At 42.9% G+C, this 25,992-nt stretch carries 36 protein-coding genes and 1 tRNA gene; 9 read left to right on the top strand and 28 right to left on the bottom strand.

Annotated features, from left to right (window positions below; all coding sequences use genetic code 11):
• Positions 1-74 precede the first annotated feature (74 nt).
• The 23 genes from L1077_RS01730 to L1077_RS01620 all read right to left on the bottom strand — a co-directional run bounded on the left by L1077_RS01730 (position 75) and on the right by L1077_RS01620 (position 14,793).
• A complete protein-coding gene (locus L1077_RS01730; protein WP_237135334.1) occupies positions 75-932 on the bottom strand; it encodes a phage tail protein in 858 nt (285 codons plus the stop codon).
• Positions 917-1,756, bottom strand: coding sequence for a baseplate assembly protein (locus L1077_RS01725; protein WP_211036916.1), 840 nt, complete (start codon positions 1,754-1,756; stop codon positions 917-919). Before L1077_RS01725 ends, L1077_RS01730 begins: the two co-directional genes overlap by 16 nt.
• Before the next feature lie 32 nt (positions 1,757-1,788).
• Complete coding sequence (locus tag L1077_RS01720; RefSeq protein ID WP_237135333.1) at positions 1,789-2,142, bottom strand: hypothetical protein; 354 nt, start codon at positions 2,140-2,142, stop codon at positions 1,789-1,791.
• A gap of 7 nt (positions 2,143-2,149) precedes the next feature.
• Complete coding sequence (locus L1077_RS01715) at positions 2,150-2,938, bottom strand: hypothetical protein (protein WP_237135332.1); 789 nt, start codon at positions 2,936-2,938, stop codon at positions 2,150-2,152.
• 62 nt (positions 2,939-3,000) lie between these two features.
• Positions 3,001-3,915, bottom strand: coding sequence for a hypothetical protein (locus tag L1077_RS01710; RefSeq protein ID WP_237135331.1), 915 nt, complete (start codon positions 3,913-3,915; stop codon positions 3,001-3,003).
• A 4-nt stretch (positions 3,916-3,919) separates the two neighbouring features.
• Positions 3,920-4,474: a phage tail-collar fiber domain-containing protein gene (locus L1077_RS01705; RefSeq protein ID WP_063360336.1), complete on the bottom strand. Its 555-nt coding sequence runs from the start codon at positions 4,472-4,474 to the stop codon at positions 3,920-3,922.
• A 14-nt stretch (positions 4,475-4,488) separates the two neighbouring features.
• A complete protein-coding gene (locus L1077_RS01700) occupies positions 4,489-5,466 on the bottom strand; it encodes a phage tail protein I (protein WP_237135330.1) in 978 nt (325 codons plus the stop codon).
• Positions 5,459-6,490, bottom strand: a complete 1,032-nt coding sequence (locus L1077_RS01695; protein WP_237135329.1) for a baseplate assembly protein — start codon at positions 6,488-6,490, stop codon at positions 5,459-5,461. The genes L1077_RS01700 and L1077_RS01695 overlap by 8 nt, the downstream gene beginning before the upstream one ends.
• A 74-nt stretch (positions 6,491-6,564) precedes the next feature.
• Positions 6,565-6,867, bottom strand: a complete 303-nt coding sequence (locus tag L1077_RS01690; RefSeq protein ID WP_046358351.1) for a hypothetical protein — start codon at positions 6,865-6,867, stop codon at positions 6,565-6,567.
• 2 nt (positions 6,868-6,869) lie between these two features.
• Complete coding sequence (locus L1077_RS01685) at positions 6,870-7,766, bottom strand: hypothetical protein (protein ID WP_237135328.1); 897 nt, start codon at positions 7,764-7,766, stop codon at positions 6,870-6,872.
• 93 nt (positions 7,767-7,859) lie between these two features.
• Positions 7,860-8,231, bottom strand: a complete 372-nt coding sequence (locus L1077_RS01680) for a hypothetical protein (protein WP_237135327.1) — start codon at positions 8,229-8,231, stop codon at positions 7,860-7,862.
• Positions 8,232-8,239: 8 nt separating this feature from the next.
• Positions 8,240-8,854, bottom strand: a complete 615-nt coding sequence (locus L1077_RS01675) for a hypothetical protein (RefSeq protein WP_237135326.1) — start codon at positions 8,852-8,854, stop codon at positions 8,240-8,242.
• Positions 8,855-8,962: 108 nt separating this feature from the next.
• Positions 8,963-9,424 (bottom strand): hypothetical protein, encoded by a 462-nt coding sequence (locus tag L1077_RS01670; RefSeq protein ID WP_237135325.1) that lies wholly within the window; start codon positions 9,422-9,424, stop codon positions 8,963-8,965.
• Between the two features lie 18 nt (positions 9,425-9,442).
• On the bottom strand, positions 9,443-10,219 hold the full coding sequence (locus tag L1077_RS01665; protein ID WP_237135324.1) for a hypothetical protein: 777 nt from the start codon (positions 10,217-10,219) through the stop codon (positions 9,443-9,445).
• A 61-nt stretch (positions 10,220-10,280) separates the two neighbouring features.
• Positions 10,281-10,550: a hypothetical protein gene (locus L1077_RS01660; protein WP_237135323.1), complete on the bottom strand. Its 270-nt coding sequence runs from the start codon at positions 10,548-10,550 to the stop codon at positions 10,281-10,283.
• 9 nt (positions 10,551-10,559) lie between these two features.
• Entirely contained in the window at positions 10,560-11,114 is a 555-nt protein-coding gene (locus tag L1077_RS01655; protein ID WP_063360345.1) for a phage tail-collar fiber domain-containing protein, read from the bottom strand.
• A gap of 25 nt (positions 11,115-11,139) precedes the next feature.
• Positions 11,140-12,150, bottom strand: a complete 1,011-nt coding sequence (locus tag L1077_RS01650) for a phage tail protein I (RefSeq protein ID WP_237135322.1) — start codon at positions 12,148-12,150, stop codon at positions 11,140-11,142.
• Between the two features lie 2 nt (positions 12,151-12,152).
• Positions 12,153-12,989: a baseplate assembly protein gene (locus tag L1077_RS01645; RefSeq protein WP_237135321.1), complete on the bottom strand. Its 837-nt coding sequence runs from the start codon at positions 12,987-12,989 to the stop codon at positions 12,153-12,155.
• Between the two features lie 119 nt (positions 12,990-13,108).
• On the bottom strand, positions 13,109-13,357 hold the full coding sequence (locus L1077_RS01640) for a hypothetical protein (protein WP_155731861.1): 249 nt from the start codon (positions 13,355-13,357) through the stop codon (positions 13,109-13,111).
• The gene (locus L1077_RS01635) at positions 13,354-13,752 is read right to left on the bottom strand and encodes a 3TM-type holin (protein WP_063360348.1); all 399 of its coding nucleotides are present in this window, start codon (positions 13,750-13,752) and stop codon (positions 13,354-13,356) included. The genes L1077_RS01640 and L1077_RS01635 overlap by 4 nt, the downstream gene beginning before the upstream one ends.
• Positions 13,749-14,168: a glycoside hydrolase family protein gene (locus L1077_RS01630; RefSeq protein ID WP_063360349.1), complete on the bottom strand. Its 420-nt coding sequence runs from the start codon at positions 14,166-14,168 to the stop codon at positions 13,749-13,751. The genes L1077_RS01635 and L1077_RS01630 overlap by 4 nt, the downstream gene beginning before the upstream one ends.
• A 15-nt stretch (positions 14,169-14,183) precedes the next feature.
• Positions 14,184-14,543: a hypothetical protein gene (locus L1077_RS01625; protein ID WP_237135320.1), complete on the bottom strand. Its 360-nt coding sequence runs from the start codon at positions 14,541-14,543 to the stop codon at positions 14,184-14,186.
• Positions 14,518-14,793 (bottom strand): helix-turn-helix domain-containing protein, encoded by a 276-nt coding sequence (locus L1077_RS01620; RefSeq protein ID WP_063360351.1) that lies wholly within the window; start codon positions 14,791-14,793, stop codon positions 14,518-14,520. Before L1077_RS01620 ends, L1077_RS01625 begins: the two co-directional genes overlap by 26 nt.
• A gap of 583 nt (positions 14,794-15,376) precedes the next feature.
• Between L1077_RS01620 and ettA the strand changes: the two genes are divergently transcribed.
• The 5 genes from ettA (at position 15,377) to L1077_RS01595 (ending at position 19,744) form a co-directional block, all read left to right on the top strand.
• Positions 15,377-17,041 (top strand): energy-dependent translational throttle protein EttA, encoded by a 1,665-nt coding sequence (ettA, locus tag L1077_RS01615; RefSeq protein ID WP_237135319.1) that lies wholly within the window; start codon positions 15,377-15,379, stop codon positions 17,039-17,041.
• Between the two features lie 111 nt (positions 17,042-17,152).
• A complete protein-coding gene (locus L1077_RS01610; RefSeq protein ID WP_237135318.1) occupies positions 17,153-17,515 on the top strand; it encodes a PilZ domain-containing protein in 363 nt (120 codons plus the stop codon).
• A 23-nt stretch (positions 17,516-17,538) separates the two neighbouring features.
• Positions 17,539-17,943: a DUF350 domain-containing protein gene (locus L1077_RS01605; protein ID WP_063360354.1), complete on the top strand. Its 405-nt coding sequence runs from the start codon at positions 17,539-17,541 to the stop codon at positions 17,941-17,943.
• A 9-nt stretch (positions 17,944-17,952) separates the two neighbouring features.
• Positions 17,953-18,546 carry a DUF1190 domain-containing protein gene (locus L1077_RS01600; protein ID WP_237135317.1) on the top strand — a complete coding sequence of 198 codons (594 nt, stop codon included), beginning with the start codon at positions 17,953-17,955 and terminating at the stop codon, positions 18,544-18,546.
• A gap of 28 nt (positions 18,547-18,574) precedes the next feature.
• Positions 18,575-19,744, top strand: a complete 1,170-nt coding sequence (locus L1077_RS01595; protein ID WP_237135503.1) for a glutathionylspermidine synthase family protein — start codon at positions 18,575-18,577, stop codon at positions 19,742-19,744.
• Positions 19,745-19,775: 31 nt separating this feature from the next.
• On the opposite strand, the gene L1077_RS01590 is transcribed toward L1077_RS01595, so the two are convergent.
• On the bottom strand, positions 19,776-20,609 hold the full coding sequence (locus L1077_RS01590; protein WP_237135316.1) for a CheR family methyltransferase: 834 nt from the start codon (positions 20,607-20,609) through the stop codon (positions 19,776-19,778).
• A gap of 16 nt (positions 20,610-20,625) precedes the next feature.
• On the bottom strand, positions 20,626-21,558 hold the full coding sequence (locus L1077_RS01585; protein WP_039608536.1) for a chemotaxis protein CheV: 933 nt from the start codon (positions 21,556-21,558) through the stop codon (positions 20,626-20,628).
• Positions 21,559-21,698: 140 nt separating this feature from the next.
• Between L1077_RS01585 and flgA the strand changes: the two genes are divergently transcribed.
• The 3 genes from flgA (at position 21,699) to flgN (ending at position 23,222) form a co-directional block, all read left to right on the top strand.
• A complete protein-coding gene (flgA, locus tag L1077_RS01580) occupies positions 21,699-22,406 on the top strand; it encodes a flagellar basal body P-ring formation chaperone FlgA (RefSeq protein ID WP_237135315.1) in 708 nt (235 codons plus the stop codon).
• A gap of 71 nt (positions 22,407-22,477) precedes the next feature.
• Entirely contained in the window at positions 22,478-22,801 is a 324-nt protein-coding gene (gene flgM, locus L1077_RS01575) for a flagellar biosynthesis anti-sigma factor FlgM (RefSeq protein ID WP_237135314.1), read from the top strand.
• Positions 22,794-23,222: a flagellar export chaperone FlgN gene (flgN, locus tag L1077_RS01570; protein ID WP_237135313.1), complete on the top strand. Its 429-nt coding sequence runs from the start codon at positions 22,794-22,796 to the stop codon at positions 23,220-23,222. The genes flgM and flgN overlap by 8 nt, the downstream gene beginning before the upstream one ends.
• Before the next feature lie 51 nt (positions 23,223-23,273).
• On the opposite strand, the gene L1077_RS01565 is transcribed toward flgN, so the two are convergent.
• Positions 23,274-23,744, bottom strand: a complete 471-nt coding sequence (locus tag L1077_RS01565) for an LPP20 family lipoprotein (RefSeq protein WP_237135312.1) — start codon at positions 23,742-23,744, stop codon at positions 23,274-23,276.
• Between the two features lie 131 nt (positions 23,745-23,875).
• On the opposite strand from L1077_RS01565, the gene L1077_RS01560 reads away from it, so the two are divergent.
• Positions 23,876-25,066 carry a flagellar assembly protein T N-terminal domain-containing protein gene (locus L1077_RS01560; RefSeq protein WP_237135311.1) on the top strand — a complete coding sequence of 397 codons (1,191 nt, stop codon included), beginning with the start codon at positions 23,876-23,878 and terminating at the stop codon, positions 25,064-25,066.
• Positions 25,067-25,098: 32 nt separating this feature from the next.
• Here L1077_RS01560 and L1077_RS01555 read toward each other — a convergent pair.
• Positions 25,099-25,173, bottom strand: a tRNA-Arg gene (locus L1077_RS01555).
• Between the two features lie 174 nt (positions 25,174-25,347).
• A complete protein-coding gene (locus L1077_RS01550) occupies positions 25,348-25,989 on the bottom strand; it encodes a FlgO family outer membrane protein (protein ID WP_237135310.1) in 642 nt (213 codons plus the stop codon).
• Positions 25,990-25,992 lie beyond the last annotated feature (3 nt).

Below are 25,992 nucleotides of genomic sequence, written 5' to 3'. Positions count from 1 at the left end.
ACATAACTATCCTTGCAAACACTCATGAAGAGTTGCATAAAACCAAGCTCAAGATTTGTTAATATTTGAAAAAGTTAACGATTTTGCTGGTGTGCAATAATCACTTGAGGTGATTGAATTGCGGACCAACTGCTCGCTTGCCAATGACCAAACCACTGCGCTTGGTCAAGAGTATAAGCACGACTCGACTGACGACTGTGCACCGAAGTCGCCCCAAATTGATTTATAAGCGGCTCACTAAGACGTAAAACGCCTAAAATTTCAGAGGAGTAACTCTGCCAAGCGCTATTATGTTTGCGAGTTAAACCACTACTGTGCGTATCACTGCTAAAGCTATAGTGTTCTGGGTGCGTACGCTTAGTGCTTATTCGCAGTAGCTTGCCATTTTTGAGGTGATGCCTAAATCCGGAGTGATCACTTAACAGCGAGCCAAAAGGTTTTGCTGATAAAGTCAGTTCTCGGATATCAAATTGATAGGTGACACGGGTCAGCTCACTTCTTGCGGGTGCACTAAGCTCAGCCAGTTGAGACATGCGTTCAACATCATTTAAGTTGGGCAATTGCTCAAGGTGACATTGGTAGCGGTAAAAGTGACGATAGGATGTTGACTCTTCAACATCTTTAAGTGAAAAGCCAAGCCATCCATACGCCATTTCAAGACTTTTTCGCGTCCCTCGGATCCGCTGCCAAGTCAGGCCTTGTTGTAGTACTTGGTCAAGGTCATCTAAGTAAGGCACCAAAGCACCTAAACCATATTCCCAAATGAGCCAAGGTAACAAAGATTGTTGAGGGTGAGATTTAAAGCCACGTAATAGCGATATGCCCTCACCCAGCATCAACTCTAACTGCCCGTGCTTAACAACAGCAGCTTGCAGTTCACTGTGGTTGTAAGGCAGTAATGCATCGCTATTTTTATCTAGGTGATCAGACATAATTGAATTTGCCCTAACTGAGCATATTGATTGGACTCGATATTGATCAAGCTATCTGGTGTATGTATTTCAACATGCTTTACCCCTTCGACATGCAGTTGAGCACTCAGCCAACTGGGGGTCATCGCAACGCCAAGCGCCATGGCGTCTTGCCAAGCAGCGCGGAGCTTTTCTTCTAACTGTGTAAATACCCAATTAGGTACATTGTGTTGCAGATAAATATCCGCTTTCACATCAACAGGCACTTCTTCTGCATGATTGACTTCTACCTGATCCGTTAAAACCTTAACTTGATCGCTCAGTACGTATTCTCGTACTTGCTGTAAAAGCGCATCGGCAGAGTCTGTATCTTGAAATAATATCGACACGCGAACACGTCCGGAGGCAGGGCTATCCACTTCTACATCACGAATAGCATTGGGGGCAGCGGTGAGCGCTGCATTACGGTAATGATCTTTGCTACCAGCGGTACTGGAAGCCAGAGTTTTCTGCCGAATGCGAAGACGGTAATTACCGTCTTCTTCACCCTCGGCACGCCCAAGACCATAAAATACACCAAGCTGATCTAAATCGCCGCCTTGCGCTGTCGCTAACAAATTAGCATACGCCGCTTCGTTGATACGCTGGCGCAATAGCAGCTCTCGATAGCTTTCCACTTGCAGGCAGACTGTCAATGGGTCACTTTCAAGCTCTAATGCATCAGCATATTGCGGCGCAATGGATTTAAACCTGTCTTTGCGGGCTTGGTAAATACGTTCATAGTCCAGTGGCTCAATGATATCTGGCGCTGGGAGCGCAGAAAAATCAAAGTACTGGGAGTTCATAGAGGATCTCTAGGGAAGGAATTGTTCAATTATTACTTAATAATATCAGTAACACCTTGTGCACGCGCTTCAATCTCAGCAAGCACGGTTTCAGTTCCTTTATGCTGATACGGAAAAGTCAATTGATCTGCATTTTGCTTATCCACTATCGATGTAAACAAGTTCGCAGATTGTAACGCTGCCGATTTGACTTCATCAAGAGAAGCTGCAGTTGAAATTGCCTGTGTTAGTTTGGCAAACTCAACCAAGAGCAAATGAGCAGTATCAGAGGTCGTGCCTATCAGCGAATCAGCATCTGCAACTTCATAGTGAATACGTGAGCGCTGCTCAGCTTTAACATGATTTAAACTAGTATCTTTGTAATCAAAAAAGTTTATCTCAGACATACATCACCTATTCTGGAATTCTAGGGTAATTAACTACACGATCAATTGAGAAGTTGCAGTTGCCGCCAAACTGTAAAACATTCTGTGGCAGCAAGCCTTGACGATCAGATGCGCCACTTGCTACTCCGTTCACTAACCTTACGAATAAACAACTGTATGGATGTAAGCCTGTGATATTCATACACGGAATATCTTTCACTAAAGAGCCGTTCCACCAGCCCCCCATTTGTGATTGACCTACGTTAACACCTTGAGACGCTATATTGTCATTTATCTGCTCGCTGGTCGCACTTTCATTGGTTAATATAAACTGCATAAATGTGGTGCTCCAGTCAGTTACATACTGCTCAGGTGATTCAGAATAACCTGGCGCATATGAATAACCCGACACTGTATGGACCTTAGTGAGCGCTTTAGCTGCTGGGTATGTATTGTGCCCACTCCATGCACCTCCATTTGGCACTCTTATCCAATTAGATCGAGATTCATCATTTGGATCCAGCACCAGACCATTGTCTTCAATCAGTGTACGTTTACTATGTAACTTACGGTCATAGTAGTTAATGCGCATATCTGCATGGCTTTGTGCCAAATCATTAATGGCTTTTTGAATACGACTGTCTCCAGCAGCAATTGCAGCACTCACATCCGCTTGCGCTTTTGCCACGGCCGCATCAATTTCACCTGTTTTATTAACCACTGTATTGGTTAAATCATTATTCGCTGTGATTAATTCACCATTGGTTGTATGTAGCTCTGTGATGAGCTGCTCAAGCGTTTTAGCTTGTGTAGACATAAATATTGTCCTCAATTTAATTTTAAATATAGATAAGTAATAAGAAGGGAAAAGTCGTTAGATTAGCTGCTTGTAGCAACTGGTGGCGCAATATGATTTAACCCTGTCACTTTGGAGATCAAGTAGCACCCTGCAGCCAATTCCACACCGGGGTTAGACAATTGATTGCAATGCATATCAACGTTATTAAATACTGCCAGTACGGCACCACCCACAGGAGCGGTATCCAAGCGGATATGTGGCATAGGCTCATAAACTGTCTCACCGGCAATATTAGAAATATGCGAGGCAAACGTGACATTGCTCATCGTCAGCAAGCCAACTTTGCTAAACTTGGCATAATTTGCCGCTACAAAGTAAGGAAAAAATTGCCCTGTCGTATTGCGATGAAACACCACCACAGGAAAGCTAGCACTGTCACTGGCTAGTGAATAAGCAGCCTTGCCTAAGTTTTCAAATAAGCGATTACCTGCCATCAACATGGTTTTTTGGAACTCTCCAAACAACTCAAGTGAAATTGATGCATTATCGCCTCGTGTATTGAACGCTATTGAGCCGGTAAAACGCATTTTTAAACCAATAGCCTGCCAACTATCCTCTGTATACGTATTAAAAATAACTGAGCAATCAGGGACCGTAATAGTTGCACAAACATGCTCAACATCGTTTGCAGCAAGCATAATGCGAGCAAAGCAGCCAGGTACCAGCTTAGCCGCCGCAGCTTTTATCGTCTTTAGTGGCGTTTGTGGGCTGAGACCATCGTTGCTGTCGCTGCCAACCGCTTGATCAGCATTCACATACAAGACTTGCTCAAATGTGTTTTTAATTTCGCCACTCACTTTGGAAAAAGCAGTATCAACCTTAGTATCCACATTGAGTAGTAACTGATTAATATCATCCGTCAGCTCACTGCATTGCTGGGTCAAATTCGCATTATGATTGGCCAGTTCTGCTACGCTCTTAGATAAACTAGACATTATCCTAGCCCTCCAAGTTTAAAAGTCGGTCATTGAAGTAAATTTGCCTCAAGTTAGACTGAATTTGCGCTGTGAGCGCTTTAGTTTGTGCAATCGTCAGTGCAGCAAACTCATCGGCATAATATAAACTTAAATCGCCCGATACATTAAAGTCTAAACTGTCAGGCGGAACCGCCGTTAAAAGCAAATCGAACCCTTGTACAATCTTTGCAATCGGTGTTTGAAAAAAAAGCACATTTTCAGGGTGGGACCAAACAGCAAACAAGGTTCGTTGGCTTTCGTCTTCATGATCATTAAGGTAAAAACCAACTTCTTTAACCGCATACTGCTTATCATCCGTAAACTCTGCAGTCACGTGAAATTGACCATTCCCTACTACTTCAGCACCTGACACAGGAGCCGTATTTTTTGGGCTTTTTAAAGCCGTTTGATTTCTGTCAGGTGTATAGCCCGAATCGCCCACAGCAATATGGCCAATTTGAATTTTAACCCCTTGCTCAAGGGCACTGACCGCTGCGTTTATTCCCTGTTGCGTCACAACAGGTGTATATACATTCATATATGTACCTCAGATTATAAATTAAGCGTGATATTTTGAATTGAAACGGTGTAAGCACCGCTTGTTAGTGAACTCTTTGATATATGGTGAGAGTTTGGGGCATCTTTTAAAAAAGCATTAGATAATGGTATCGCGACTGCGTTGGATGTCACACAAGTACCTGCACTAAAATATGCAGTTGCTTTATCTTCAAACGACTGTGTTCCAACATGACTAGATGTAGTCATCGAAGCCACATGCATTGAACTTAAGTTAAAATCAAAACTCGGTTTATCTTGAAGAGATTGCATTCCAATATGATTAGATGCGCTCATCGAAGTTACATGTATTGAACTCAAGTTAAAATCAAAACTCGGGTTATCTGCTAATTTTGATACATGCATACTGCCGGTTTGAGCTGCTGCAAAATGACCGACCATGACTGGTGAAAAATTAAAGATCGGCTCGTCACGATGTACAGCGACCTGCACCGATGCGCTTTGCCCGCCACCTGCCGCCTGTATGCCTGCGTTTACCTCTATGCCAATATCAAATTCGATGCTGGTTCGCATGGGCTTTGTGGCGACCACTGATTGCCACATTTGTGCCTGTAGTTTAGGAGTTAAAAGTGAGCTACCTTTGCTGTCCAAATTGTCATTACCAATGGCCAGCAGCTTAACACTGTGCGGCACCTTGCTATATTGCCACCACTCTTGCAACTCAACCTTCGTATTGAGTACTTTTAATGCATTGTTGACTGCACTGGTAGTCCCTTTATATCTATGCCTTGGCACACTATCTGCAATAACTTTGCGCTGTACATGCTCAGGCCATGCACTATCCCAAACATCCACACTTAACGCATCGGCAAGCCAAGGTAGAAACCGTGCAGGGCATGTCCATGGGTCCCACAACTGCTTATGGGATACTGGGATATTAAGTATACGGTCACTGCAATGTTCAAGCGCCAACTCCAAATCAGAAGTATTCCCCTGCAACGTGAAGTTAGACATGCTCGTCTCCCACTGAGATAGTCGCTCGAGAGCAAAACGCAGCCTGATGCGCCTGCACGGCAATATCCCATTGCGGTGCCAGTAGCTCAACTCGCTGCACCCCCTCTCGATGTAATACCGCATATAAACCAGACAGAGAAATGTCATGACCCAGTTTATGGTGTTCAGCCAACCACGCAGCTAAACTTGCTTTGGCTTCCTCAACCAGTGCAGGCCCATCCATACCTGGATAAATATGTAATACCGCATCTAGTTCAAACTCGATGATATCTGCAGATTTAATGTGTACTCTGTCAGTCAATGGCCTTACATTTTCCTTGTTTAACTGCGTTCGAACTTGCTCCATTACGTCGGTCGTTGCGTGACCATTTCCTTGACTTGTAAGCAACGTCACCACCACATCCCCAGGAGCGGGCTCTGACGGCTCAGCGCCTGACAATACTTCTGGCGTTAAACCTGCGTCATATGTACACACCAATAGCCGTGCACTTGGTGGTAGTAAACTCGATACTTGCTCCGGCAGGTCGACATACGCAAACTCGGGCGCATCTACAAACACGTCTTTGACATATTGCGAGCCCTTCAGCGCATGAAATGCATATGCGCCTGCTGGGCCCGCAGTGCTGAATCCTTCCAGCGCAAGTGCAATACGTTCACGATACCGCTCATCACTTTCATAAACAGCTAGTTTTGGAGGTATCTGTGTATTGTCAGCAGGCTCTAATATTACACGTTCAACTTCAAAGCGATTGCCCAAGTAATCAAGCTCGCTGCTTGTAGCATGTGCAAGTAATACCGCATGTGCACTGTCATTAATGCGCTGACGCAACAGTAACTCTCTGTAAGCAAATGACTCCACTAACTTAATAACAGGGTCACTGATTAGGTTAAGCTCTGCTTCGGGGAAGCGCGTTTTAAAATCATCTAAAATCTCAGCCCTAATCTTTTCAAAGCTTAGTGACTCAATGAGGTTTGGCGCCGGCAAACGGCTGAGATCTATGGCGCTAAAGTTTGTCAATGACATAACTAAGCCCAAGATTAAAGTTATGAGAAGTGCCCGGTTAACGCAAAGACAGGCACATAAGGGGGGTTAACAAGCTATGATTTAGGAAAACTTGCTTTAACATTGGCTCTGGCATCTAACCATACGCGCTTTGCGTCAATGGTTTTTTGCGCAGTGTCGCCAAATTCAGTCAGGCTTGCCATGTAATCTATGAAGAGATGGTCACAGACATGAGCATATCGTTCTCGACGATTTTCTTGAACTTCTTGCTCGGAGAAAATGAGCTGATAATCCCCTTCATCAACTCCGGCATTTTTTGCTATTTTCTGAGCGCTTTCTGGTGTAGTTAGTCCACCTGCCACAATGCGACCTGTTGAGATTTGTTTCAATAATGCCATGTTTATACTCCTACATATCCAGCTGCGTCAGTATGTGTATAAGGGAAACCTACACTATCTGCCCAAATCATATTATCGCCATGATTACCCGTACCAACATAAGGCAGGCACATTGCCACTTTCATTCTCCCCATGCCGATAAACAAAGGCTGATGACACCCACCCCAACCTTGTCGAACGGCGTGCTTGTACTGCCAGCCTTTACCGACATCCGTGTGATCACATGTAATGTGAGCAGAGCGGTTTGAAGATGGATGAAATCTTATCGTGCCTGAACTTTCCAACACATTTATCCAGCAACTGGCTTGCGTTAAAAACTCTCCTTTACTCCATCCAACATGCGTATCACAGCCTTGTGATAACACGAAGAAATAACCATTATCTGCATCGTTAGTGCGGCCTTTGGTAATTTCAATGTCCATCAGTAAAACACGATAATTAGAGCCATAATAATGCTCTCCACCATGGTTTTTTGACCCAATACCACGGCTCTGAAAATCCTGATTTGGTGTCAGGCCATATTCGTCCAATTTATCTAGTGTTAAGCGAGTAACAGTACCACTGCCTTCTGTTCCATCGTGCAAAAAAGACGTCCAAGGCGCTTTGTGTGCCGTCAATATATCTGTTGGGGTATTGTTAGCTTCACAAATAGAATTAAAATATTTTGAGTCCACAAGAGTGTTAGGTGCCAGTGGTAACGCCCTTTGAAACGCTTGTATTTTGGCATCAACCGCTTGCTCTTTCGCTGTTAAGCGGCTTTCAACCGCCGCATTTTTTTGATCAATCTCAATGGCCTTTTGTGCCACGCGGTTATCGATATCTTCAATTTTGGTATCGACGATATCACTTAACTTTTCCGCCGCTTCAACGACGCGTGTAATGTCTTGCTCTAAAGACATATGTTTACCTCCATTTTAAAAATAAAAAACCCACCGAATAGGTGGGCTGGGTTTGTTGATCGTTCTATTTGCCACTTAGCAAACTAAACCAATTTATTTCAATAGACTGCTGACGCCGTGGGCACGTACAACCGCTTCTTCTAAAGCGGCTTCCTGACCTTTTACTTGATAAGGTAACTCAACCTCACCACTGGCCACTTTCCCTTCAATTGCACCTATCGCATTTTTCAAAGACTCTGTTGAAGCGCGCATGTCTGCCAAAGAGTTGGCCGTTGATAGCTTATTTATAAATATGCTCAGTTCATGAAGGAGGATATGAGAAATATCCGATGTGGAGCCTAACAAACTCCCCTCGTCTGCCACTCGATTTGTAATTTTTTGCCTTCTCGACATCCTTTCATTTCTGGTAATAATCTGTCTCTCGTGATCAGTCGATAATTGCTCTGCTATCATTTTATCCATCATTATTTTCCTTATAGTTCTAATTCGGTACTCTCAATCACAGCGATATCGCCGGGTTTTAGCACCATGCCATTACCCACATACATAGAATCAACACTGAGATTTAAATAATATTTATCTTCGATAGTCAGACGCAAATAGACATGGTTATCACTGCCAACATATGAAAATGGTTCATGTGTACCCAGCTCTTGCTTAAAGCCAAGTATGTTGCCTTGGTTGTAACAATACCCAGCAAATGTTGTATCTACGATCTTGCCTTTATGAAACTCATACCCACTTACCTTGATATGGTACATTCGGTTGTCTCGATCTAATCGGTAGGGTAGCTTTAGATGAATATAAGTAGCACCAACAGTAGCTGTAAAAAAACGAGCGATATCAATACTTCTGGTTCCCCTGCCACCATCACCCAGTATTTGTTTATTCTCTAAGGCAGTATCAACACGCTGCACTTGCTGAGAAATTGTCGTATCAATTTCATGCGTTTTTACAGCAACTTGCGAGTTCATCTGGGCAACTTTGCCATTCACTGTGCTGTTAATATCTTCAATTTTTGTATCTACGATGCCAGTTAGCTGCTCTGCTGCACTGACTACATGTGCAATGTCTTGCTCTAAAGACATAATTTACCTCCAATTTAAAATAAAAAAGCCCACCAAATGGTGGGCTTCACGTTTGCGTTTGTTAACTCTGCATCAACACGGTGTGCTCAGAACCGTGTTATGCCTGACTTACTTTGCTTTAATAACAGTATCAACGCCGTTTGCACGTGTCATAATATCTGCCATCACCGCATCTTGGCCTTTGGTCTGATAAGGAAAGCTCAGCTCACCTGCTGAAACTTTTGTTTCAATATCGCCAATTGCCGCTTTAAGTGATGTGGTAGCAGTGCGCATCTCCGCTAAGGTGGATGCATCGCTTAATTTATTGACAAAGCCACTTAGCTCATTAAGTAACATATGTACTGTGTCTGACGTTGTACCCAGCAAAGACTCGGTATCAGCCACTTGCTGCTCAATAGATAAACGAACATCATCACGGCTTTTTTGCTGTGCTTCCTCTACAGATAATTCAACGGAGAACGTGCTGTCTTTACCAAAGTTTTCTTCAACCAGTTGAGCTACCGCGTACTGCTGCATATTGGCATCAAAAAACTGCTCGACCACCTGCCCATTTACGATTAATTTAGCCATTTAATTTATCTCCTTATCTTATGCAATCACGTCGTATGCACCGTCACCGATGTAAGCAAACTGACCCCAAGATTTATCCAAAGGCACATGACCTGTCACAACCGCTGGCAATGCAACCTGAATAACACCCGTTTGATCAGCCGGTAAGTTTCTGCCTGGCACATAAGGGTGGCAATGCGTATAGTGATTTCGACTATTATGTTGAATATGAAGTCCACATACTTTGGCAGGCTCTCCGGCTTTTAGGCCATGACACCAAAAGTTTGTTGGCACGGGTCCACGAATATGCTTAACAACGGCACCTGCTGTAATGTGCGTCGGCCTTCTTAAATACTGGTACATTAAATAGGCATCGACATGGCTGTTATCTCCGCCTCGGTTCGGCGCATATTCCAGTTCCCAAATATTAAAGTTCTGAGCAAACCACTTTGTGTCTGAATTAATGGCTTTTAAAAACTCTCTTGCCAGTGGCGTACGCTGAGTAGGCTCAACATTGGTTTCAACTTTTTCTAGCACTGTTGCTTTTGTTACAAAACCGCCAGCCCAAGCTTCTGGGAAGGTGCCCGCTTGGTTCGCCACCAAGGCTTGGTTTTTTGTCACTCGAAAGTGCGACTGACGCTCTTCATAAGAATTAAGTAAGGCATCAGCGCTGGCTAGATGGGCATCCACCTTGGTTTTCGTCTCAGCCACCGCGGTGTTTAATTTGTTCGTGATTTCACTGATCTGATTATCGACGGTTGCAGTCAACCCTTCAGTGGCCTCAACAACGCGTGTGATATCTTGTTCTAAAGACATTTACGTTCTCCATTTATGCAAAAAGCCCGCTAAAAGCGGGCTTTTTAAAATCTGTTTTGAATTATTTTCCATGAAATTTTGGATAACGCGCCTGCACAGACTTTCTTGAATGGAGCCACGCCTGTTTAGCATCACATGCTTGCTGGCTATGTTCACCATGCTCGGCTTTCGCCGCTAAATATTTAAAGGCCAAACCATCACTTTGTTGTTGATAGCCCAAAATGCGAGCCGCCTGACATTGCGCTTGTTGCTGCAATACTTTTGCTTCTTGCATCAACTTAAGGGCTTCCTCTGCTAATGTTTGTGCACGCTGGTTATCTACTTTTTTCATGAAATTTCCTTACAAAATACCTTTGTCAATTAATGCAAACTTTTGTTTTAAATGACGATACATATTCATGATCTGTGAACGCGCCATTTTGGCAAGCTCAGGGGCTATCAAGATATTAAAGTCGACCCCTTTATCAATAATGGTGATAGCATCGCCAGGCACACCTGTCAGTGTCAGGTCAAACGCCAATAACAGATCAATATCATTTGATTTATACGCAATCGGATCTGTTGCTGAATACACAGCAAATAACACATGACGTATTTGTCCGTTTACTTCTTCTTCAGTATAAAAACCGACCTCGTTGACAAAAAACCCGTCATCCGCCACTTTAGAGTCGTCGCGTACGGTTAAGTGAAGCTGTTTATTTGCTTCATCATATTCTGCACAGTCAATATCCAGACGATATCGCTCTGCTTTCAGATTGGTGGTGTTTTCATCCACTTGATGCACACCTGAGCCAATCCCGATTTTGGTGATTTTGGCTTTAAAGCCATTTTGCTGTGCTCTGAACACAGCAGCCAGTCCCGCTGACGTGATCACCGGTTGTAAAATCGTGCTCACTATTGCACTCCTTGTTTATCAAAATTTACGATGCAGACACTGCATTGAAGTACAAACGACAGACTGTCGTTTGCTTTGCGCTGTTTGACATAGCGCCCGTAAGACGGCTGCTAAATTCAATCAAACGCGAAGGCATGGTTTGATCACTGCGTATATAGGTCCTAACCACTTGGCCTGACCCAGTAGAAAGTGCCGCGCCAAACCCGAGTTTGGCACCCGCTCTTAACTTTCGCTCACTGGCAGTATTGATGCGCTGGCGACTAACCAAAGGCACCTTTTTTCTAATAACAAGGGCGCAGCCTGGTTGAGCTGATGATGTGATCTTGCGCTCAGAAGAAGAGGCTGCGTAATAGCGAGAAGAGGCTGTGCGATGCCCAGAAATAGCACCAGCGAGTGAAAGTGTATTACTGCCAGCACGCTCTTTAGTGTGCGGCATAACCTTGGCATAAAGTCGACTTGAGGCAAAACCGTGACCACTGGTGGCCGCAGCAATTTGCGACGACATCTTCATGCCAACTAAAAAATCAAAATGTGCCCGTTGAGGCTTGGTTTGGTTAGTCACACGATTTATTGCATCATACAGCTTTTGGTCAAGCACCACCGCGCGACTGGTATAAGGCACTGCGTTTGCCCACGCAATAAACGTAAACGTATGTGGCTCGCCACTGTGATGTGGCGCTATATAGACATCATCGATATCTTCAAACCATTCAAAAAATTCTATTTCGAGACCGAGCGATGCCAGCGCGCGTTTAACCGCGCCCACCGTCCCTTTGTGCTTATGCACAGATACCGAGTTAGCTATCATTGCCCGCTTGGTTTCTACAGGCCAATCTTCTTTCCATTCATCAACCGACAGCGCCCATGCTAACCATGGCAACAAAGCTTCAGGGCAAGTCAACGGGTCCCACTGCGAGCCAATATAATCCGGGATCACAGTGGTAGTATTAAATTGCTCACGAGTATGAGATAACTGCTGCTCAATTGTTTTTTCTAATTGAGTCGTATTGCGAGGCAAGAGTGACTTTTCGCTCATAGTTAAGCCTCATCTGGAAATTGTAAATTAATATCCAAGCTATATGCTTGATTAACCGCAGGCTGTAAGTCTTCCGTGGGCGTCAGTAACTTCACTTTTCGCACTCCTGGCTGATGCAATGCATCAATGATACCCGAGTGAGGGATCTCTGAGCCTAACTTACAATGCTCGGCAATAAAAGCGTCGAGTGCCTGCATAATCGCCAGTTCAACTTGTTGCTTATTAGCGCCTATATTTAAATAAATTTGTGCACTAAGCGTCTCAATTGTTGGCATTACCCACTGGGTGACAACTTTGTCTGTAATGGGTCTAATATCTTCGTCATTAAGCCTGTCATCAATATCGGCTTTAATTTCGTTGGCTTGCGATTGTGTCATGGTATCTATCAACGCGTATATATTTACATAGCCAGGACTATCCGAGTCTACATAAACATCTCTAACTTTATCGTTGGCAGAGAAGGTGTGATATTCATATGCTCCCTTAGTACCAGCCATGCTATAGCTTTCTAACGATAGAGGGATTCTTTGGCGATAGCGTTCATCACCTTCATTTTCAGCGCGTCCAATGCCAAACAAAGCACCTAAATTATCTAAGTCGCTGCCTTGCGAAAACGCCAGCATCACAGATTTTGCCGCGTCATTAATCCTTTGTCTGAGTAAAAGTTCGCGATACGACGCAACTTCAATTAATTTGATCGCTGGATCAGAGGCCAATAAAGCATGATCCGGCAACTTGTCGAGCAGAGCCTGCTCCATTTGCTTATAAATCTCATCATAACTAAGCGCTTCAATGACCTGAGGTGGTGGCAATTTAGCTAATTCGATGGCTGTACTCACAATTCGTCTCCTGATAATACGTTTGCGCACGAACGCACATGCAATCTCATAGCTTGTGCACATGGATTTAAGTGATTAATTACAAAAAAGGGATTTTTAAACAGTGGCCAGATAAGGCCTTATGGGTTAGAGCGCTTTGCGCTCAATAGCGCGTCCAATTTTTTATCAATTGAATCTAGGCGCTTTTCAATCCGTTTTTGATCTTCCTTGCGGATCTGTTTTAAGTGAGCTAACTCTTGAGAGTTAGTAGTAATGCGTTTATCTAAATCGCTTAGATACAAGATGCTTGATACAACCAAGGCAATCGTTGTAAGAATGTGGGCTAAACTCAATTCCTTTTTCATTTGCCAGTTTTCAGGTTGTCTCACTTTGCCACTCCTTTCAACTTTTCAATGGTGCGAAGGCCTGCTAGCCCCAACATACCTAAAGTCAATTCCAGCATCACTTCAAGTGGCAAAACGGGTACCCCTTGCTCTGGAAACAACCACTGTAAAATTGGGTTGATCACAAAAGCAAACAAAAATCCCAGTCCACATACCCACATCAAAAATGGTCTAGCACCCGCAACAAATCGACTTCGATGGCTTGCCTGTACTGAATTTATATGTGCTTGTATTTCACTTTGCTTATTAAGTAGCCTTGCTTTTATTACATGCTGTTCGAGTACTTCTTCTTCACTCGTATACAATTCATCTATAATTTCACCGACTACTTGCAGTGGCTCTCTCACACTGCCAGTGAACAAATTTGTAAGCCAGTTCATGATTGCCACTCCCCACTTAACATTTGCTGCGCCAATTCCTGTGCTCGGCTTGGCACTTGGTTTGCCCAACGACTATCAAGCATTTCAACCGCGGCACTTTCAAACTCTCCTTGTTGAACGTGTTCAAGCATCCTTTTGAACCCCATCAGTCCTTGTAAGCCAATATTGAATGCCATATTTGTCAGCACGGCTACGCGCGCTTCATTGCAATGAGATATATCAATGCGACGCTTTACGCCTGCTAGCGCATTTTTAATATCTTGTGCAAGTAAATACTCAGCTTCTTCTTTATCCACTCCTTTACTATCTATATTTCTGCCATAACCTATCGTTAATTTGCCTCCCGTACAGTAATACGGAAAGCGTCGATAGCCCTCATGTTTCTTGATTTGCTCAACCGTATTCATGATCGACATCTATTTTCCTACTCGTTAGTAGCTCAGCTCCAACATGAGTGTTTTTTCGGCCTTAACTAACCAAAACTCTGCGGAGCGCTTTGTATCAAAACCAAGCATTTTTGCCGCTTGGCTTAGTTCAACATCCAACAAATACTTTGCGCGTATTGCTCGGATGCATTCTGGTCGCAGTTTGCTGATTAACTGCCCCAGTAATTCAATTTCTTCCGGTACATTCATCATGTCACTGGAGAAGTAATTAGTATGGCCCCCTCCAGTTTGCTCTGTTATTGCTTGGCGACTGAAGCCCTTGCCCTGCTCTCGCTGTCGCCAATATTTGCCCCAGCGCCTCAAGGCACTGCGAATTTGTTTAATGGTTATTTGTGTCGCAATCATTGAGCTTTCCTATTACTTCTATAATATCGAGTGAATAAACGTCTTCCACTAAACCCACCACATCGTTCCACTTTGGGCTATATTCCCTATTTTCCCAACGCCTCAGCGTTCGCTCTTCAATGCCATAGTTAGCGGCTGACTCCGCTTGAGTGAAACCACGCATACGCCTTGCAAAACGGAGAATTTCCGCGCCAAGTGGTGTACGTTTATCTTTAAAAATTCTGTTTGATGAGTAACTTGACTGTGTCATTGCGATCCTTACTGATTGTGCAGTTAAGCTTCGTGGTGATATGGAGTTATGTTCAGCTTACAGTGAGTGATCGGAGCCATAAGCTGTGAAGTTATCTATGACTAGATTGTGAGGTGATTAAGTAAACCACCTTTTTCAGCCCCCCCTTTCTAAAGGCGGTATTCATACTCATACGGACCATGAGTGTTTTATTCTTGCTCTGAATAGCATCAAGAAAGTTAACAGCATTCCTGTATAGCTTTGCTGAGCATAGGTAAATAATACCTTTTTTTAGGATTTCAAACAGGTCAAAAATGCCCTAACAATAAAGACTTAAAAAAAATGTGTTTTTTCATACCGAAAAAGAAGATTCTCTGAGTTTCATTTTATTTTCATATGTAAACAAAGTTACAAAGCAAACCTATTGCTTAAAAAAGCGAGTAACTGGTGGTTTTATATACCGCCATAGAGTTGCGAGCAAAAAACAGTCAATTATCTAGAGAAACTAAATCAAACCATATTCCGTTTATCTGATCACTTACATTGAATGCGCCGTAAGTTGTAACTACAATAGCGGAAATAAAAAATAAGTCGGACTATATTCATGGCTCAATATATTTATACAATGTCGCGGGTGAGCAAAGTTGTGCCACCAAAGCGTACTATTCTTAAAGATATCTCTTTATGTTTTTTCCCAGGAGCAAAAATTGGTGTACTTGGTCTAAATGGTGCGGGTAAGTCAACATTACTACGTATTATGGCAGGCGTTGATACCGAATTTGAAGGTGAGGCACGCCCACAACCTGGCACAAAAATTGGCTACCTACCACAGGAGCCTGTGTTAGATGAAAGCAAAACCGTACGTGAAACCATTGAAGAAGCGGTAAGTGAAGTAAAAAATGCACTCACTCGTTTAGACGAAGTCTATGCGGAGTACGCGATGGACGGTGCTGATTTTGACGCACTTGCAAAAGAGCAAGGCGAATTAGAAGCTATTATCCAAGCACATGATGGTCATAACCTGGACAACGCGCTTGAGCGTGCAGCTGATGCACTGCGTTTACCTGAGTGGGACGCCAAGATTGAGCACCTCTCTGGTGGTGAAAGACGCCGAGTTGCAATTTGTCGTCTATTGCTTGAAAAACCAGATATGCTATTACTGGACGAACCGACCAACCACCTTGATGCTGAGTCTGTGGCTTGGCTTGAACGCTTCCTACATGATTACGAAGGAACAGTGGTTGCAATCACCCACGACCGTTACTTCTTAGATAATGTTGCTGGCTGGATCTTAGAACTAGACCGTGGCCATGGTATTCCATGGGAAGGTAACTATACGTCTTGGCTTGAACAAAAAGATGCGCGTCTTAAGCAAGAAGAGAAATCTGAAAAGGCACGTCAAAAATCAATCGAGAAAGAACTTGAGTGGGTCCGCTCAAACCCTAAAGGTCGTCAAGCAAAATCAAAAGCGCGTATGGCACAGTTTACTGAGCTACAGCAGTCTGATTACCAAAAACGTAATGAGACCAACGAACTATTTATTCCACCAGGTCCACGTCTGGGCGATCAAGTTATCGAAGTCAATAATCTGAAAAAAGGCTTTGGCGATCGTGTCTTAATCGATGATTTAAGCTTCGCAATGCCAAAAGGTGCGATTGTCGGCATCATCGGTGCCAATGGTGCTGGTAAATCAACACTATTTAGAATGTTAAGCGGTGAAGAGCAGCCAGATAGCGGTGAGATCAAACTCGGTGACACGGTTGAACTAGCTACTGTTGAGCAGTTCCGTGACAATATGGATGATGGCAATACTGTTTTCCAAGAGATTTCTAATGGCCAAGATATTTTAAAGATCGGCAATTTCGAAATCCCAAGCCGTGCCTATGTGGGCCGCTTCAACTTCAAAGGCAACGATCAGCAGAAGTTTGTAAAAGAACTTTCAGGTGGTGAGCGCAACCGCTTGCATCTAGCTAAGTTACTTAAAGCGGGTGGTAACGTTATCCTACTGGATGAGCCAACCAATGACCTTGACGTAGAAACGCTTCGCGCACTGGAAAATGCGATTTTAGAGTTTCCAGGCTGTGTCATGTGTATCTCGCACGACCGTTGGTTCCTTGACCGCATCGCCACGCATATCTTAGATTACCGTGATGAAGGAAAGATTAACTTCTTCGATGGTAACTACACAGAATATGAAGAATGGCTAAAGAAAACGTTTGGTGCAGAGGCTGCTGAACCTAAGCGCATCAAATACAAAAAAATTGGTTAACTTTATAATCAAATAAATTAAAAGCCCTGAAAACTTCAGGGCTTTTTTATAGCTGGTTAGTCAGTCAAATAATGACTAAACTTGGATATATCCATATGACGAGATCGACTTATGACAGAACGCAGAAAGTTTTCCAGAATCTTATTCTCTAATACCGCCTTTTTAATGACAACAACTGGCGATTACCAGTGTGAAATTATCGATTTATCCCTAAATGGTGCACTTATCACACTACCAACTGGGCTAACGCCTCTCAAGGGACAACCTGCGAGTTTAAAATTTCATTTACCCGGTAGTGAGATAGAAATAAACATGGAAGTAGAAATTCGCCATATTGAAGAAGCACATTTAGGCCTGCATTGTGCGCAAATTGACATAGACAGTGTTACCCACCTCAAACGTTTGATAGAATTAAATATTGGAGATGATGATATACTCCATCGAGAATTGGAGCACCTACTGCTTCACGAATAATAACACCTAAGGCAAGCATCATAATGATTTTGGAATCTTTACAGGGATTTATTCCATTTATTTTATATTTTCTAATTGGCTATTTGCTAATACTGTCCTTTTTATACGTCTATACGAAAATTACGCCGCATTGCGAATGGAAACTGGTTAAGGAGGATAACCCCTCAGCTGCCGCAGCTTTCGGCGGTACACTCATTGGGTTTACCCTGCCAATCGCCAGCGCTGCGGTTAATGCAGTATCACTGGTAGATTTTGCTATTTGGGGCATTATTGCCGGTGTGATGCAGTTACTGACTTTCTTTTTAGTACGACTTTATATGCCAAAGTTGTCGGAAAAAATAGAAAATAACCATATTAGCGCAGGCCTTTTCTTAGGTGGAGCGTCATTGGCTACGGGCATTCTTAATGCAGCCTGCATGACCTACTAAGGAGTGAGTATGAAACGCAGTAAGCAAATCAAACTCACCCTAATGATGGGTACTTCGGCTGGTTTGATCGGGTGCTCAGATTCTGAAGAGTCAGCATTACTTTTTAAAGATGTAGATGAGTGTACCTCGTTTGGTGTAGAAACTGAATCATGCCTATTTCATTACGAGCAAGCAAAAGATCAGCATTTATCTGAAGCACCTAGATATGCCACAGAGCAACTGTGTGAAAGCGACTTTGGCTATGAACGCTGTGAAAACAATGGTGGTTTATGGCGACCTGTTATGGCCGGCTTTATGGTTGCACTGCTCGCAGAGGCCGTTGACGAAGGCCTAGATGCGATGAAAAAGCGCAAGAAAAGGAAAGCCGCTTTTTTGAGTGGCAAGTACTATTCAGGTGCGAAACCACTCTACCGCAGTAAAGATGATTATTTTAAGTATCGTAATGCGCAAAACAGTGTCGTTGCCAGTGTGAATTCTGCTGGTACCACCACAGTTAAAAGCAAAGTAGTTAACTATAAGCCAAAACCGAGCAAAACAATCACCCGTACCAAAAGTCGCGGTGGATTTGGTCGTAGTGCCAGTTCAAAAAGTTGGGGCGGTTAAAGCCCCCTATACAACATCGCAAGGTACCATGATTAGAGTCCCTATTAAGCCAAGAGCTGACTGGCAAGCTCAAGCCAATGCCCTTGGTTTCAAATTTCATACTATGCACGGCGCCCCTTATTGGGACGAAAGCGCGTTTTACCAATTCACCCTGTCACAAATTGAACGAGATATCGAACAGCCAACGCAAGAGTTGCATGACATGCTGTTATACCTTGTAGACAAGATATGTGATGATGACGAATTAATGCGGCGATTTGCTATTCCTGAGCCCTACTGGCACATGATAAGACGTTCATGGCTACGCAAAGACCCTCACCTATATGGACGTTTCGACTTTTGTTATGATGGCGTGTCAGCAGCTAAACTCTTAGAAGCAAACTATGATACGCCTACTTCTCTATTTGAATCAGCATACTGGCAATGGATGTGGTTAGAACAGCAAGTCAATACTGGAGCACTTCCACCGCACAGCGACCAATTTAATAGTATTCAAGAGCAGCTAATTGCGCGATTTTTACATATTCATAAATTTAACCGCGCTAAAACACTGCACTTTAGCTGCTGTAAAGAAACAGAAGAAGATAAAGGCACTGTAGATTACTTGAGAAGCTGTGCATTAGATGCTGGTATTCCCTGTCAATTTACCTTTATCGAAGACATTGGTATCAATACTTTGCAGCAATTTGTTGACTTGAATGATAAAAAAATTGACTGGTGCTTTAAGCTCTACCCGTGGGAGTTTATGTTTGATGACGAATACGGCCAGTCGCTCAACAACATGTCTACTCAATGGCTAGAGCCTGCATGGAAATCTCTGCTCTCAAACAAAGCCATCTTAGCGTTGCTATGGCAATACTTTCCAAATCACCCCAATTTGTTACCCGCTTATTTTGACGATCAAAAGCACTTACTCGATAAGAATACTGGTATAGTAAAAAAGCCTATTTTCTCTCGTGAGGGGGCAAGTATAGAAATCATCAAAGCAGGTAAATTACTCGCCAAATCGAGTGGAGAATATGGTGAAGAGGGCTTTATCTACCAAGCATTTAAAGCACTGCCTAAATTTGCTAATGAACATGTTGTGGTAGGAAGTTGGGTGGTCGGTAATAGACCTGCCGGTATGGGGTTACGTGCAGATCCTAGCCTGATCACGCAAGACCTCAGTCGCTTTGTGCCACACATAATTCTAAACTAACAAAAAAGCAGCCTGTCGGCTGCTTTTCAATTTAAGATTTTTTTTGGTAGATGATCCCAGGGTTACACCTGAGCATTTCAAAATCATCACTTAACCCAGCCATTGACTCCGAAGCACCTAAAAATAGGTAACCATTTGGATTCAATGCTTGTGCAAACTGAGAAATAATTTTTGCTTTTACCTCAGGCGAGAAGTATATCAGCACATTCCGGCAGAATATCACATCAAATTTACCCAATAAGGCATAGGAGTCCAGCAAGTTCAAATGACGGAAATTCACCATTTTTCGGATCGGGTCAACGACTCTAGCCATGCCATTGCCACTGTCAATAAAGAACTTTTTGCGTCTCTCCGGCGATAAGCCACGGGCCAATGCCAATGCGTCATACTCTGCATTTTTACACATATCCAACATTGTGTTGGAAATATCTGTGCCCACAACCTGAGCCCCCATTTTCATGGCGCCAGGATTCAAGGATTGATACTCACTCGTTGACATGGCGATTGAATAAGGCTCTTGTCCTGATGAACTTGCCGCTGACCAGATTTTCACAGGCCTACGTAAATCTTTAAATTCTGGATAAATTTTCTTTTTTAGTAACTCAAACGGATACTGATCTCTGAACCACAATGTCTCGTTTGTCGTCATCGCATCGACAACTGCTGCACGTAGCTGCCTTTCATGCGGACTCAAAGTTTTTGTCACTAACGATGATAAAGAATCGACATTAAATCGAGACATCAAAGGCGCGAGGCGGCTTTTCACCAAATAAAGCTTATTGTCACCAAGTACTATGCCACACTGCTGCTCTAAAAAGGTGCGAAACTGATCGTACTCGCTCTGCTCTAAATGTTTATTTTCCAATGTTTACCACCAGTTATTAATCACAATGGACCCACTTTTTCACTGCCGAAGCCAGTTCATCAGGGTTAAATTTAGCAATAAAATCATCTGCACCTACTTTTTCAATCATGGCTTGATTGAATACACCACTAAGGGATGTGTGTAAGATGACATGCAAAGGTGCAAGTTTTGGATCAGCCTTAATCTCTGCGGTTAACGTATAACCATCCATCTCAGGCATTTCAACATCTGAGATAAGCAAGCCGACACGCTCTGTTATGTCATTTTGGCAGTCAACTTCTGCAATCTCTTTCAATCGAATTAGCGCTTCTTTACCGTTTTTAGCTAACTCTGTTTGCACGCCCAACGGTTCAAGTGCACGTTTGACCTGATTTCTCGCAACCGCAGAGTCATCAGCGATAAATACGATTCGCTCACCAAGATCTTTTTGCATTTCGCCGTCAGCGACGATCTCTTCACTGACCTCGGTGTTGATGGGACAAATTTCGTTCAAGATTTTTTCAACATCCAAAATCTCAACTAGCTCTTCTTCAATCTCTGTCACTGCCGTCACATAAGAGTATCTGCCTGCGCCCGATGGCGGTGGCATAATTCGCTCCCAATTCATATTGACAATTCTTTCTACAGCACCCACCAAGAAACCTTGTACTGAACGGTTGTACTCAGCAATGATCACAAAGCAGTTCTTAATGTCTTCAATTGGAGGACCGCCCACGGCAAGAGACATATCGATAACAGAAATAGTTTGCCCGCGGATATGCGCGACACCGCGCACATATGAATTTGATTTTGGCATAGCAGTAAGAGGTGGACACTGAAGTACTTCTCTTACTTTAAAAACATTGATACCGAAGCGTTGCCGCCCCTTCAAACGAAAGAGTAATAGTTCAAGTCGGTTTTGACCCACCAACTGAGTTCGTTGGTTAACTGAGTCTAAAATACCTGCCATTTCATTCTCCTACTCAAAATACAGCTTATCGGAACAATGTTTGCTTGTTATATAGCATTCAAAGTTGCCCTTGAAGCGGTGAAGCAATTCACGCAAAATCTTTATACCTTGTTTCACCCAATAAGCATAGTCGAAACATCATGAGTTTGTTAAAAAATACAATTGCAGTTCAATTCTTTCTCACTCTGGCTTACTTTTTAGCCAACCAGCCTGTATATGCTCAGACCTATGAGCCATCAAAAGTTCAGGAACTCGCAATAAAGTATGTCGAAGAACACAGCACTGAAGACCCCAAAGGGGTACTTAATATATCCGCACTGCCACTCGACGCGAGGATCCCGAGTCGCCCATGCAAATCCCCTTTAGAGATCTCCAGTAAGGCAAGACCCCCATTTAATCGCCAAGTCACGATACAAGTAAGGTGCACAGACAGAAGAACATGGGTACAGTTTGTGCATGTAAAAATCGAAACCTTGTATCCCGTTATTGTAACTACACAACAGCTTGATAAAGGAACGGTGTTACAAGCTGAAGATTTAAAGGTCGCTATGCGCCCCAAGCATTTTGTTCGCGCATCCAATATAGACAGCATTGACATGTTAGTTGGGAGCAAAACGAAACGCCGCATACAAGCAGAAAAAGCGATTAACCTTCGTCAGATATGCATGGTATGTAAGGGAGACTCTGTCATTATTTTGGCAGGGAACAAGAATTTTGCGATTAAAACCCAAGGTATCGCCTTACAAGATGGTAACTTGGGGGAGCAAATCAGGGTTAAAAACGTGAAATCTGGAAAAACTATCAGAGCAAGAGTAAAAGATGTTGATTCCGTTGCAGTCAATATTTAAAATTTTTGCTAAAGTTAGTAGTGAAATGGTCGATATAAAGACTGAAACAACTATTTATACGGGTCACTATCATGGTTAATAACATTAACGGTCAAAATCAGCCGAACAATGTTGCTAATAATATTAAGCAACAACGTGCTGAATTGCAAAGAAATGATGCTAATAATGCAGCAGCTAAACCTGCCGCTCAGCAAAAAGCAGCAGCTGACTCTGTCAGTTTGACACCACAAGCGCAGCAATTGAAAGGACTGCAAGATAAGGCGCAACAAGCACCAGCCTTCGATAGCAAAAAAGTCGAAGAGCTTAAAAAAGCGATTGCAGAAGGAAAGTATCAGGTTGATGCTGAAAAGCTCGCAAAAAACATAGCCGCATTTGAATTTGATTTATATGGATAAAGCACTTGAGCTGTGTGTACAGCAGTTAACAACACAAATATCTTCACTGGAAGCTTTGACCCTGCTTCTCGATGAAGAGCTGACGGCCTTAAGCACCAGAAATGGAGATGGACTCAAGGACATTGCACGGCAAAAAATTACCTTTTTGAATAACATTCAAAAAACAGATAAAGAACTATCTAGTTACCCAAAAGAGTTGTTTCAAAACCCCGATGTTGCCCCTTTGACCGAGCAAATAGATTTACTGCTGATAAAATGTAAAAATCAAAATGAAGTCAATGCAAAAGCTGCACACTTGGCACATATGACAGTACGTGAGTTAAAAGAGATCCTCATAGGTAGACCCACATCTACAACCTATACTGAAGATGGCAGTGTCGTAGAAAATGTTGGTGAGATTGTAAAAAACTTAAAAGCTTAAGCTTTTAATTTGTACAAAAAGCACAGCTGAAGCCGTGCTTTTTGCTTTGGACTAATAGTAAGTAACTCTTTGAATTTTTTTAGGCTTAACTTGGCCGATATACAAGTCATACACCGTCTTCATGTCTAACTCTAGTTCAGTTGTGTAAATGTCACCGACGGCATACGATTTAAGTACACGCGCACCTCTTATTACGCCTTGGACCTGACTGCGTAGACCATCGTTTTGAGCAACAACACCCCGTACTGTTGTTGTGGCATTCAATTGATGACCATACACTTGCTCTGCTAGCTCTCGGTAAGCCTCTAGCTTAGAAACCTTAATTGCCATCAACATTTTCTCACTGTCTGTTACCCCTGGTTGCGCATCTAAAGGTGCATAACCAATCGCTTTTAATACAGGGTAATTATCAGGTTGCACATGACTATATTCCACATGTTTGTCGATAATTGAACTACAGCCTGCGAGACCAACAACTACACTGATGGCTAAAATTTTGCTAACTTTAAGTAACCTACGCATACGTTACCGACTCCTAATTACATAAGTTTGCTTCTGTGCTTGATCACATGCACAAATTAAGCCAATACGATTGGCATAGGACTTGCTGAGATAGATATAAGATAGACTAAGTTTTGAAACGGTATTAAACGATGAAAAGAGCGAGTATTACAGCCATCACTGCCTGTTTGTTAAGCTTTGGTGCCAAAGCTGAATGGTTTGAAGTAACCGGGTACGCAAATGCTTATACCGCTGACCGCGCAGCTGCACGACAAGAAGCTGTGCAAGATGCAATAACACAAGCGCTAATTTTCTCTGGTGCTACCGTTTCTAGTGTGCAAACACTGGCTAATGGTGTGCTTGCTCAAGATCACATCAAAATAAAAAGCCATGGCGAAATACAAGAAATCAACTTAGTATCTGAAAATACCAAAGATGGTGTGATGAGTGTCACTTTGCACCTAGATATTTTTCCTAAACAGCAGCAGTGTCCAGAAGAGTCCTTCAATAAACAGATCACTATTACACAAAGCCAGCTTATGCAGCCGCATCAAGCGAGACTTGGTCAAATTTTTGACATACATAAATCAGCCAGTGAACGCATGTATCAAACCTTGATGCAGCGTAACATGACGGTCAAACCGATCCCCTTTATTGATAAAAGTATTAATGTACGTGCTTTCTTTTCACAAAACTTCGATTACGATGATAAGCTTATCGAAAGCTTGACGGCGACCAGCAATAGTCAATATGTTTTGCTCAGCCAAATCACAGACTTGGCCAATACACAAAAGTTAAATAGTGAATATGCTTTTTGGCAAGATGATGAATATGTGAGAAGCTTTAAGATTGACTTTGCTGCATTTGATGCAATCAGTAAAGACAAAGTATGGCAGCAACATTATAGTGTTTCGGGTATTTGGCCTTATGAGAAAACCAAAATAGTCGACGTATACAGTGATACTTTTTGGCATACAGATTATGGAAAACGCATTCAAGGCGTTTTCAATAGCCTCGCTCAAGATCTAAATCAAGCATTTGCATGTTTACCTACACGAGGACGCATACTCCATAAAGATCAAGACCAGTTGGTGATCAACTTAGGGCGAGCACATGGTCTTAAGGTAGGACAAGTGCTGAGTATTGCACATCGTAGCGATGTCGCTGGCGGAAGAAATCAGTTCTTTACTCGCAGTATTCAAACCATCAATCGTGTCAAAGTCACACAAGTTAATGCACAAAATGCCATCGCGACAAATATTCAAAATAGGCCAATGAATAACATTCAAATTAATGACATTGTGGAGCTTATCATCACACCTGCTGAGGAATATGCTTTATAGCAGGCTGGTAATTTCGTATTGAAGAAGCATTATGGCGTCCCCGGTAGGAATCGAACCTACATCAAAGCCTTAGGAGGGCCCCGTTTTATCCATTAAACTACGGGGACACATACTTGTGTCAAAACACCATAAGCATTTGTTTATGAATTATATTTATAACAGTGTCATGGTATCAATGACAAGTCATTTTAGAAAATAGATGTAACAGTCATTAGATATTTAATTTGATCACCCTCAGGTGAAAACAGGCTAGCTGATGGCCACAACTGCGACCATCGTTGTCATTTGTAAGTGACTGTCGCACTTGGATGAAGAATAAAATAAGGAATAGTGACATTGCTACTGGCAACCACTAACCGATTGTCAAAATCAAGCAGCCTAGTATTTACCTCTACACCTCGATCACGGTAGATCATTGTTCCCGTTAACACATGGCTCGGTGACGGGCTTTTTGGCAGCCTTTTTGCGTCACGAGATAAAACGAAGTCGCCATTGACTGTCACCGCAATCCCACGATGGGACTTAAAATCAAGCGCTGGGTAGCCCATTTTTTGAAATTGGTGGATCATGGACTCAGCCAGTTGATTACCGAGCTGATTACTCCTTCTGAGGCTTCTATCAAAGCTAACAAAACTCGTTATCGCTACGGCTCTAGGTGAAATCCCAGTCATAGAATCTGTTAACTCTAATGCGATTTGACCCGCATAATTAGATAGCTGTTTATTATGCTCGTAGGTAACAAACCCTGGATCTGAATAGACAACATCCGGCTGTGAATCTAACTCATTAGCCAAAGCTGCCAACTGCTGCGCTTGCTGATCTTTTACTGATTGCTGACCTTGGGGAACAATTTGTGCGTGCCGAGAGCTTTCACACCCCGCCATAAGCGCTATACAGCCCAGTATCAATATACTCGTTCTCATCAC

Origin of the sequence: Pseudoalteromonas luteoviolacea (assembly GCF_021654285.1) — a bacterium.
In the GTDB taxonomy this organism is placed as follows: domain Bacteria; phylum Pseudomonadota; class Gammaproteobacteria; order Enterobacterales; family Alteromonadaceae; genus Pseudoalteromonas; species Pseudoalteromonas luteoviolacea_J.
This window is presented reverse-complemented; position numbering and strand designations above follow the sequence as displayed.

Excerpts from the sequence above, each read along its gene's own strand:
- L1077_RS01730 (WP_237135334.1), bottom strand. The coding sequence starts at position 932 with ATGTCTGATCACCTAGATAAAAATAGCGATGCATTACTGCCTTACAAC.
- L1077_RS01725 (WP_211036916.1), bottom strand. The coding sequence starts at position 1,756 with ATGAACTCCCAGTACTTTGATTTTTCTGCGCTCCCAGCGCCAGATATC.
- L1077_RS01720 (WP_237135333.1), bottom strand. The coding sequence starts at position 2,142 with ATGTCTGAGATAAACTTTTTTGATTACAAAGATACTAGTTTAAATCAT.
- L1077_RS01715 (WP_237135332.1), bottom strand. The coding sequence starts at position 2,938 with ATGTCTACACAAGCTAAAACGCTTGAGCAGCTCATCACAGAGCTACAT.
- L1077_RS01710 (WP_237135331.1), bottom strand. The coding sequence starts at position 3,915 with ATGTCTAGTTTATCTAAGAGCGTAGCAGAACTGGCCAATCATAATGCG.
- L1077_RS01705 (WP_063360336.1), bottom strand. The coding sequence starts at position 4,474 with ATGAATGTATATACACCTGTTGTGACGCAACAGGGAATAAACGCAGCG.
- L1077_RS01700 (WP_237135330.1), bottom strand. The coding sequence starts at position 5,466 with ATGTCTAACTTCACGTTGCAGGGGAATACTTCTGATTTGGAGTTGGCG.
- L1077_RS01695 (WP_237135329.1), bottom strand. The coding sequence starts at position 6,490 with ATGTCATTGACAAACTTTAGCGCCATAGATCTCAGCCGTTTGCCGGCG.
- L1077_RS01690 (WP_046358351.1), bottom strand. The coding sequence starts at position 6,867 with ATGGCATTATTGAAACAAATCTCAACAGGTCGCATTGTGGCAGGTGGA.
- L1077_RS01685 (WP_237135328.1), bottom strand. The coding sequence starts at position 7,766 with ATGTCTTTAGAGCAAGACATTACACGCGTCGTTGAAGCGGCGGAAAAG.
- L1077_RS01680 (WP_237135327.1), bottom strand. The coding sequence starts at position 8,231 with ATGATGGATAAAATGATAGCAGAGCAATTATCGACTGATCACGAGAGA.
- L1077_RS01675 (WP_237135326.1), bottom strand. The coding sequence starts at position 8,854 with ATGTCTTTAGAGCAAGACATTGCACATGTAGTCAGTGCAGCAGAGCAG.
- L1077_RS01670 (WP_237135325.1), bottom strand. The coding sequence starts at position 9,424 with ATGGCTAAATTAATCGTAAATGGGCAGGTGGTCGAGCAGTTTTTTGAT.
- L1077_RS01665 (WP_237135324.1), bottom strand. The coding sequence starts at position 10,219 with ATGTCTTTAGAACAAGATATCACACGCGTTGTTGAGGCCACTGAAGGG.
- L1077_RS01660 (WP_237135323.1), bottom strand. The coding sequence starts at position 10,550 with ATGAAAAAAGTAGATAACCAGCGTGCACAAACATTAGCAGAGGAAGCC.
- L1077_RS01650 (WP_237135322.1), bottom strand. The coding sequence starts at position 12,150 with ATGAGCGAAAAGTCACTCTTGCCTCGCAATACGACTCAATTAGAAAAA.
- L1077_RS01635 (WP_063360348.1), bottom strand. The coding sequence starts at position 13,752 with ATGAACTGGCTTACAAATTTGTTCACTGGCAGTGTGAGAGAGCCACTG.
- L1077_RS01630 (WP_063360349.1), bottom strand. The coding sequence starts at position 14,168 with ATGTCGATCATGAATACGGTTGAGCAAATCAAGAAACATGAGGGCTAT.
- L1077_RS01625 (WP_237135320.1), bottom strand. The coding sequence starts at position 14,543 with ATGATTGCGACACAAATAACCATTAAACAAATTCGCAGTGCCTTGAGG.
- L1077_RS01620 (WP_063360351.1), bottom strand. The coding sequence starts at position 14,793 with ATGACACAGTCAAGTTACTCATCAAACAGAATTTTTAAAGATAAACGT.
- ettA (WP_237135319.1), top strand. The coding sequence starts at position 15,377 with ATGGCTCAATATATTTATACAATGTCGCGGGTGAGCAAAGTTGTGCCA.
- L1077_RS01610 (WP_237135318.1), top strand. The coding sequence starts at position 17,153 with ATGACAGAACGCAGAAAGTTTTCCAGAATCTTATTCTCTAATACCGCC.
- L1077_RS01605 (WP_063360354.1), top strand. The coding sequence starts at position 17,539 with ATGATTTTGGAATCTTTACAGGGATTTATTCCATTTATTTTATATTTT.
- L1077_RS01600 (WP_237135317.1), top strand. The coding sequence starts at position 17,953 with ATGAAACGCAGTAAGCAAATCAAACTCACCCTAATGATGGGTACTTCG.
- L1077_RS01595 (WP_237135503.1), top strand. The coding sequence starts at position 18,575 with ATGATTAGAGTCCCTATTAAGCCAAGAGCTGACTGGCAAGCTCAAGCC.
- L1077_RS01585 (WP_039608536.1), bottom strand. The coding sequence starts at position 21,558 with ATGGCAGGTATTTTAGACTCAGTTAACCAACGAACTCAGTTGGTGGGT.
- flgA (WP_237135315.1), top strand. The coding sequence starts at position 21,699 with ATGAGTTTGTTAAAAAATACAATTGCAGTTCAATTCTTTCTCACTCTG.
- flgM (WP_237135314.1), top strand. The coding sequence starts at position 22,478 with ATGGTTAATAACATTAACGGTCAAAATCAGCCGAACAATGTTGCTAAT.
- flgN (WP_237135313.1), top strand. The coding sequence starts at position 22,794 with ATGGATAAAGCACTTGAGCTGTGTGTACAGCAGTTAACAACACAAATA.
- L1077_RS01565 (WP_237135312.1), bottom strand. The coding sequence starts at position 23,744 with ATGCGTAGGTTACTTAAAGTTAGCAAAATTTTAGCCATCAGTGTAGTT.
- L1077_RS01560 (WP_237135311.1), top strand. The coding sequence starts at position 23,876 with ATGAAAAGAGCGAGTATTACAGCCATCACTGCCTGTTTGTTAAGCTTT.
- L1077_RS01550 (WP_237135310.1), bottom strand. The coding sequence starts at position 25,989 with ATGAGAACGAGTATATTGATACTGGGCTGTATAGCGCTTATGGCGGGG.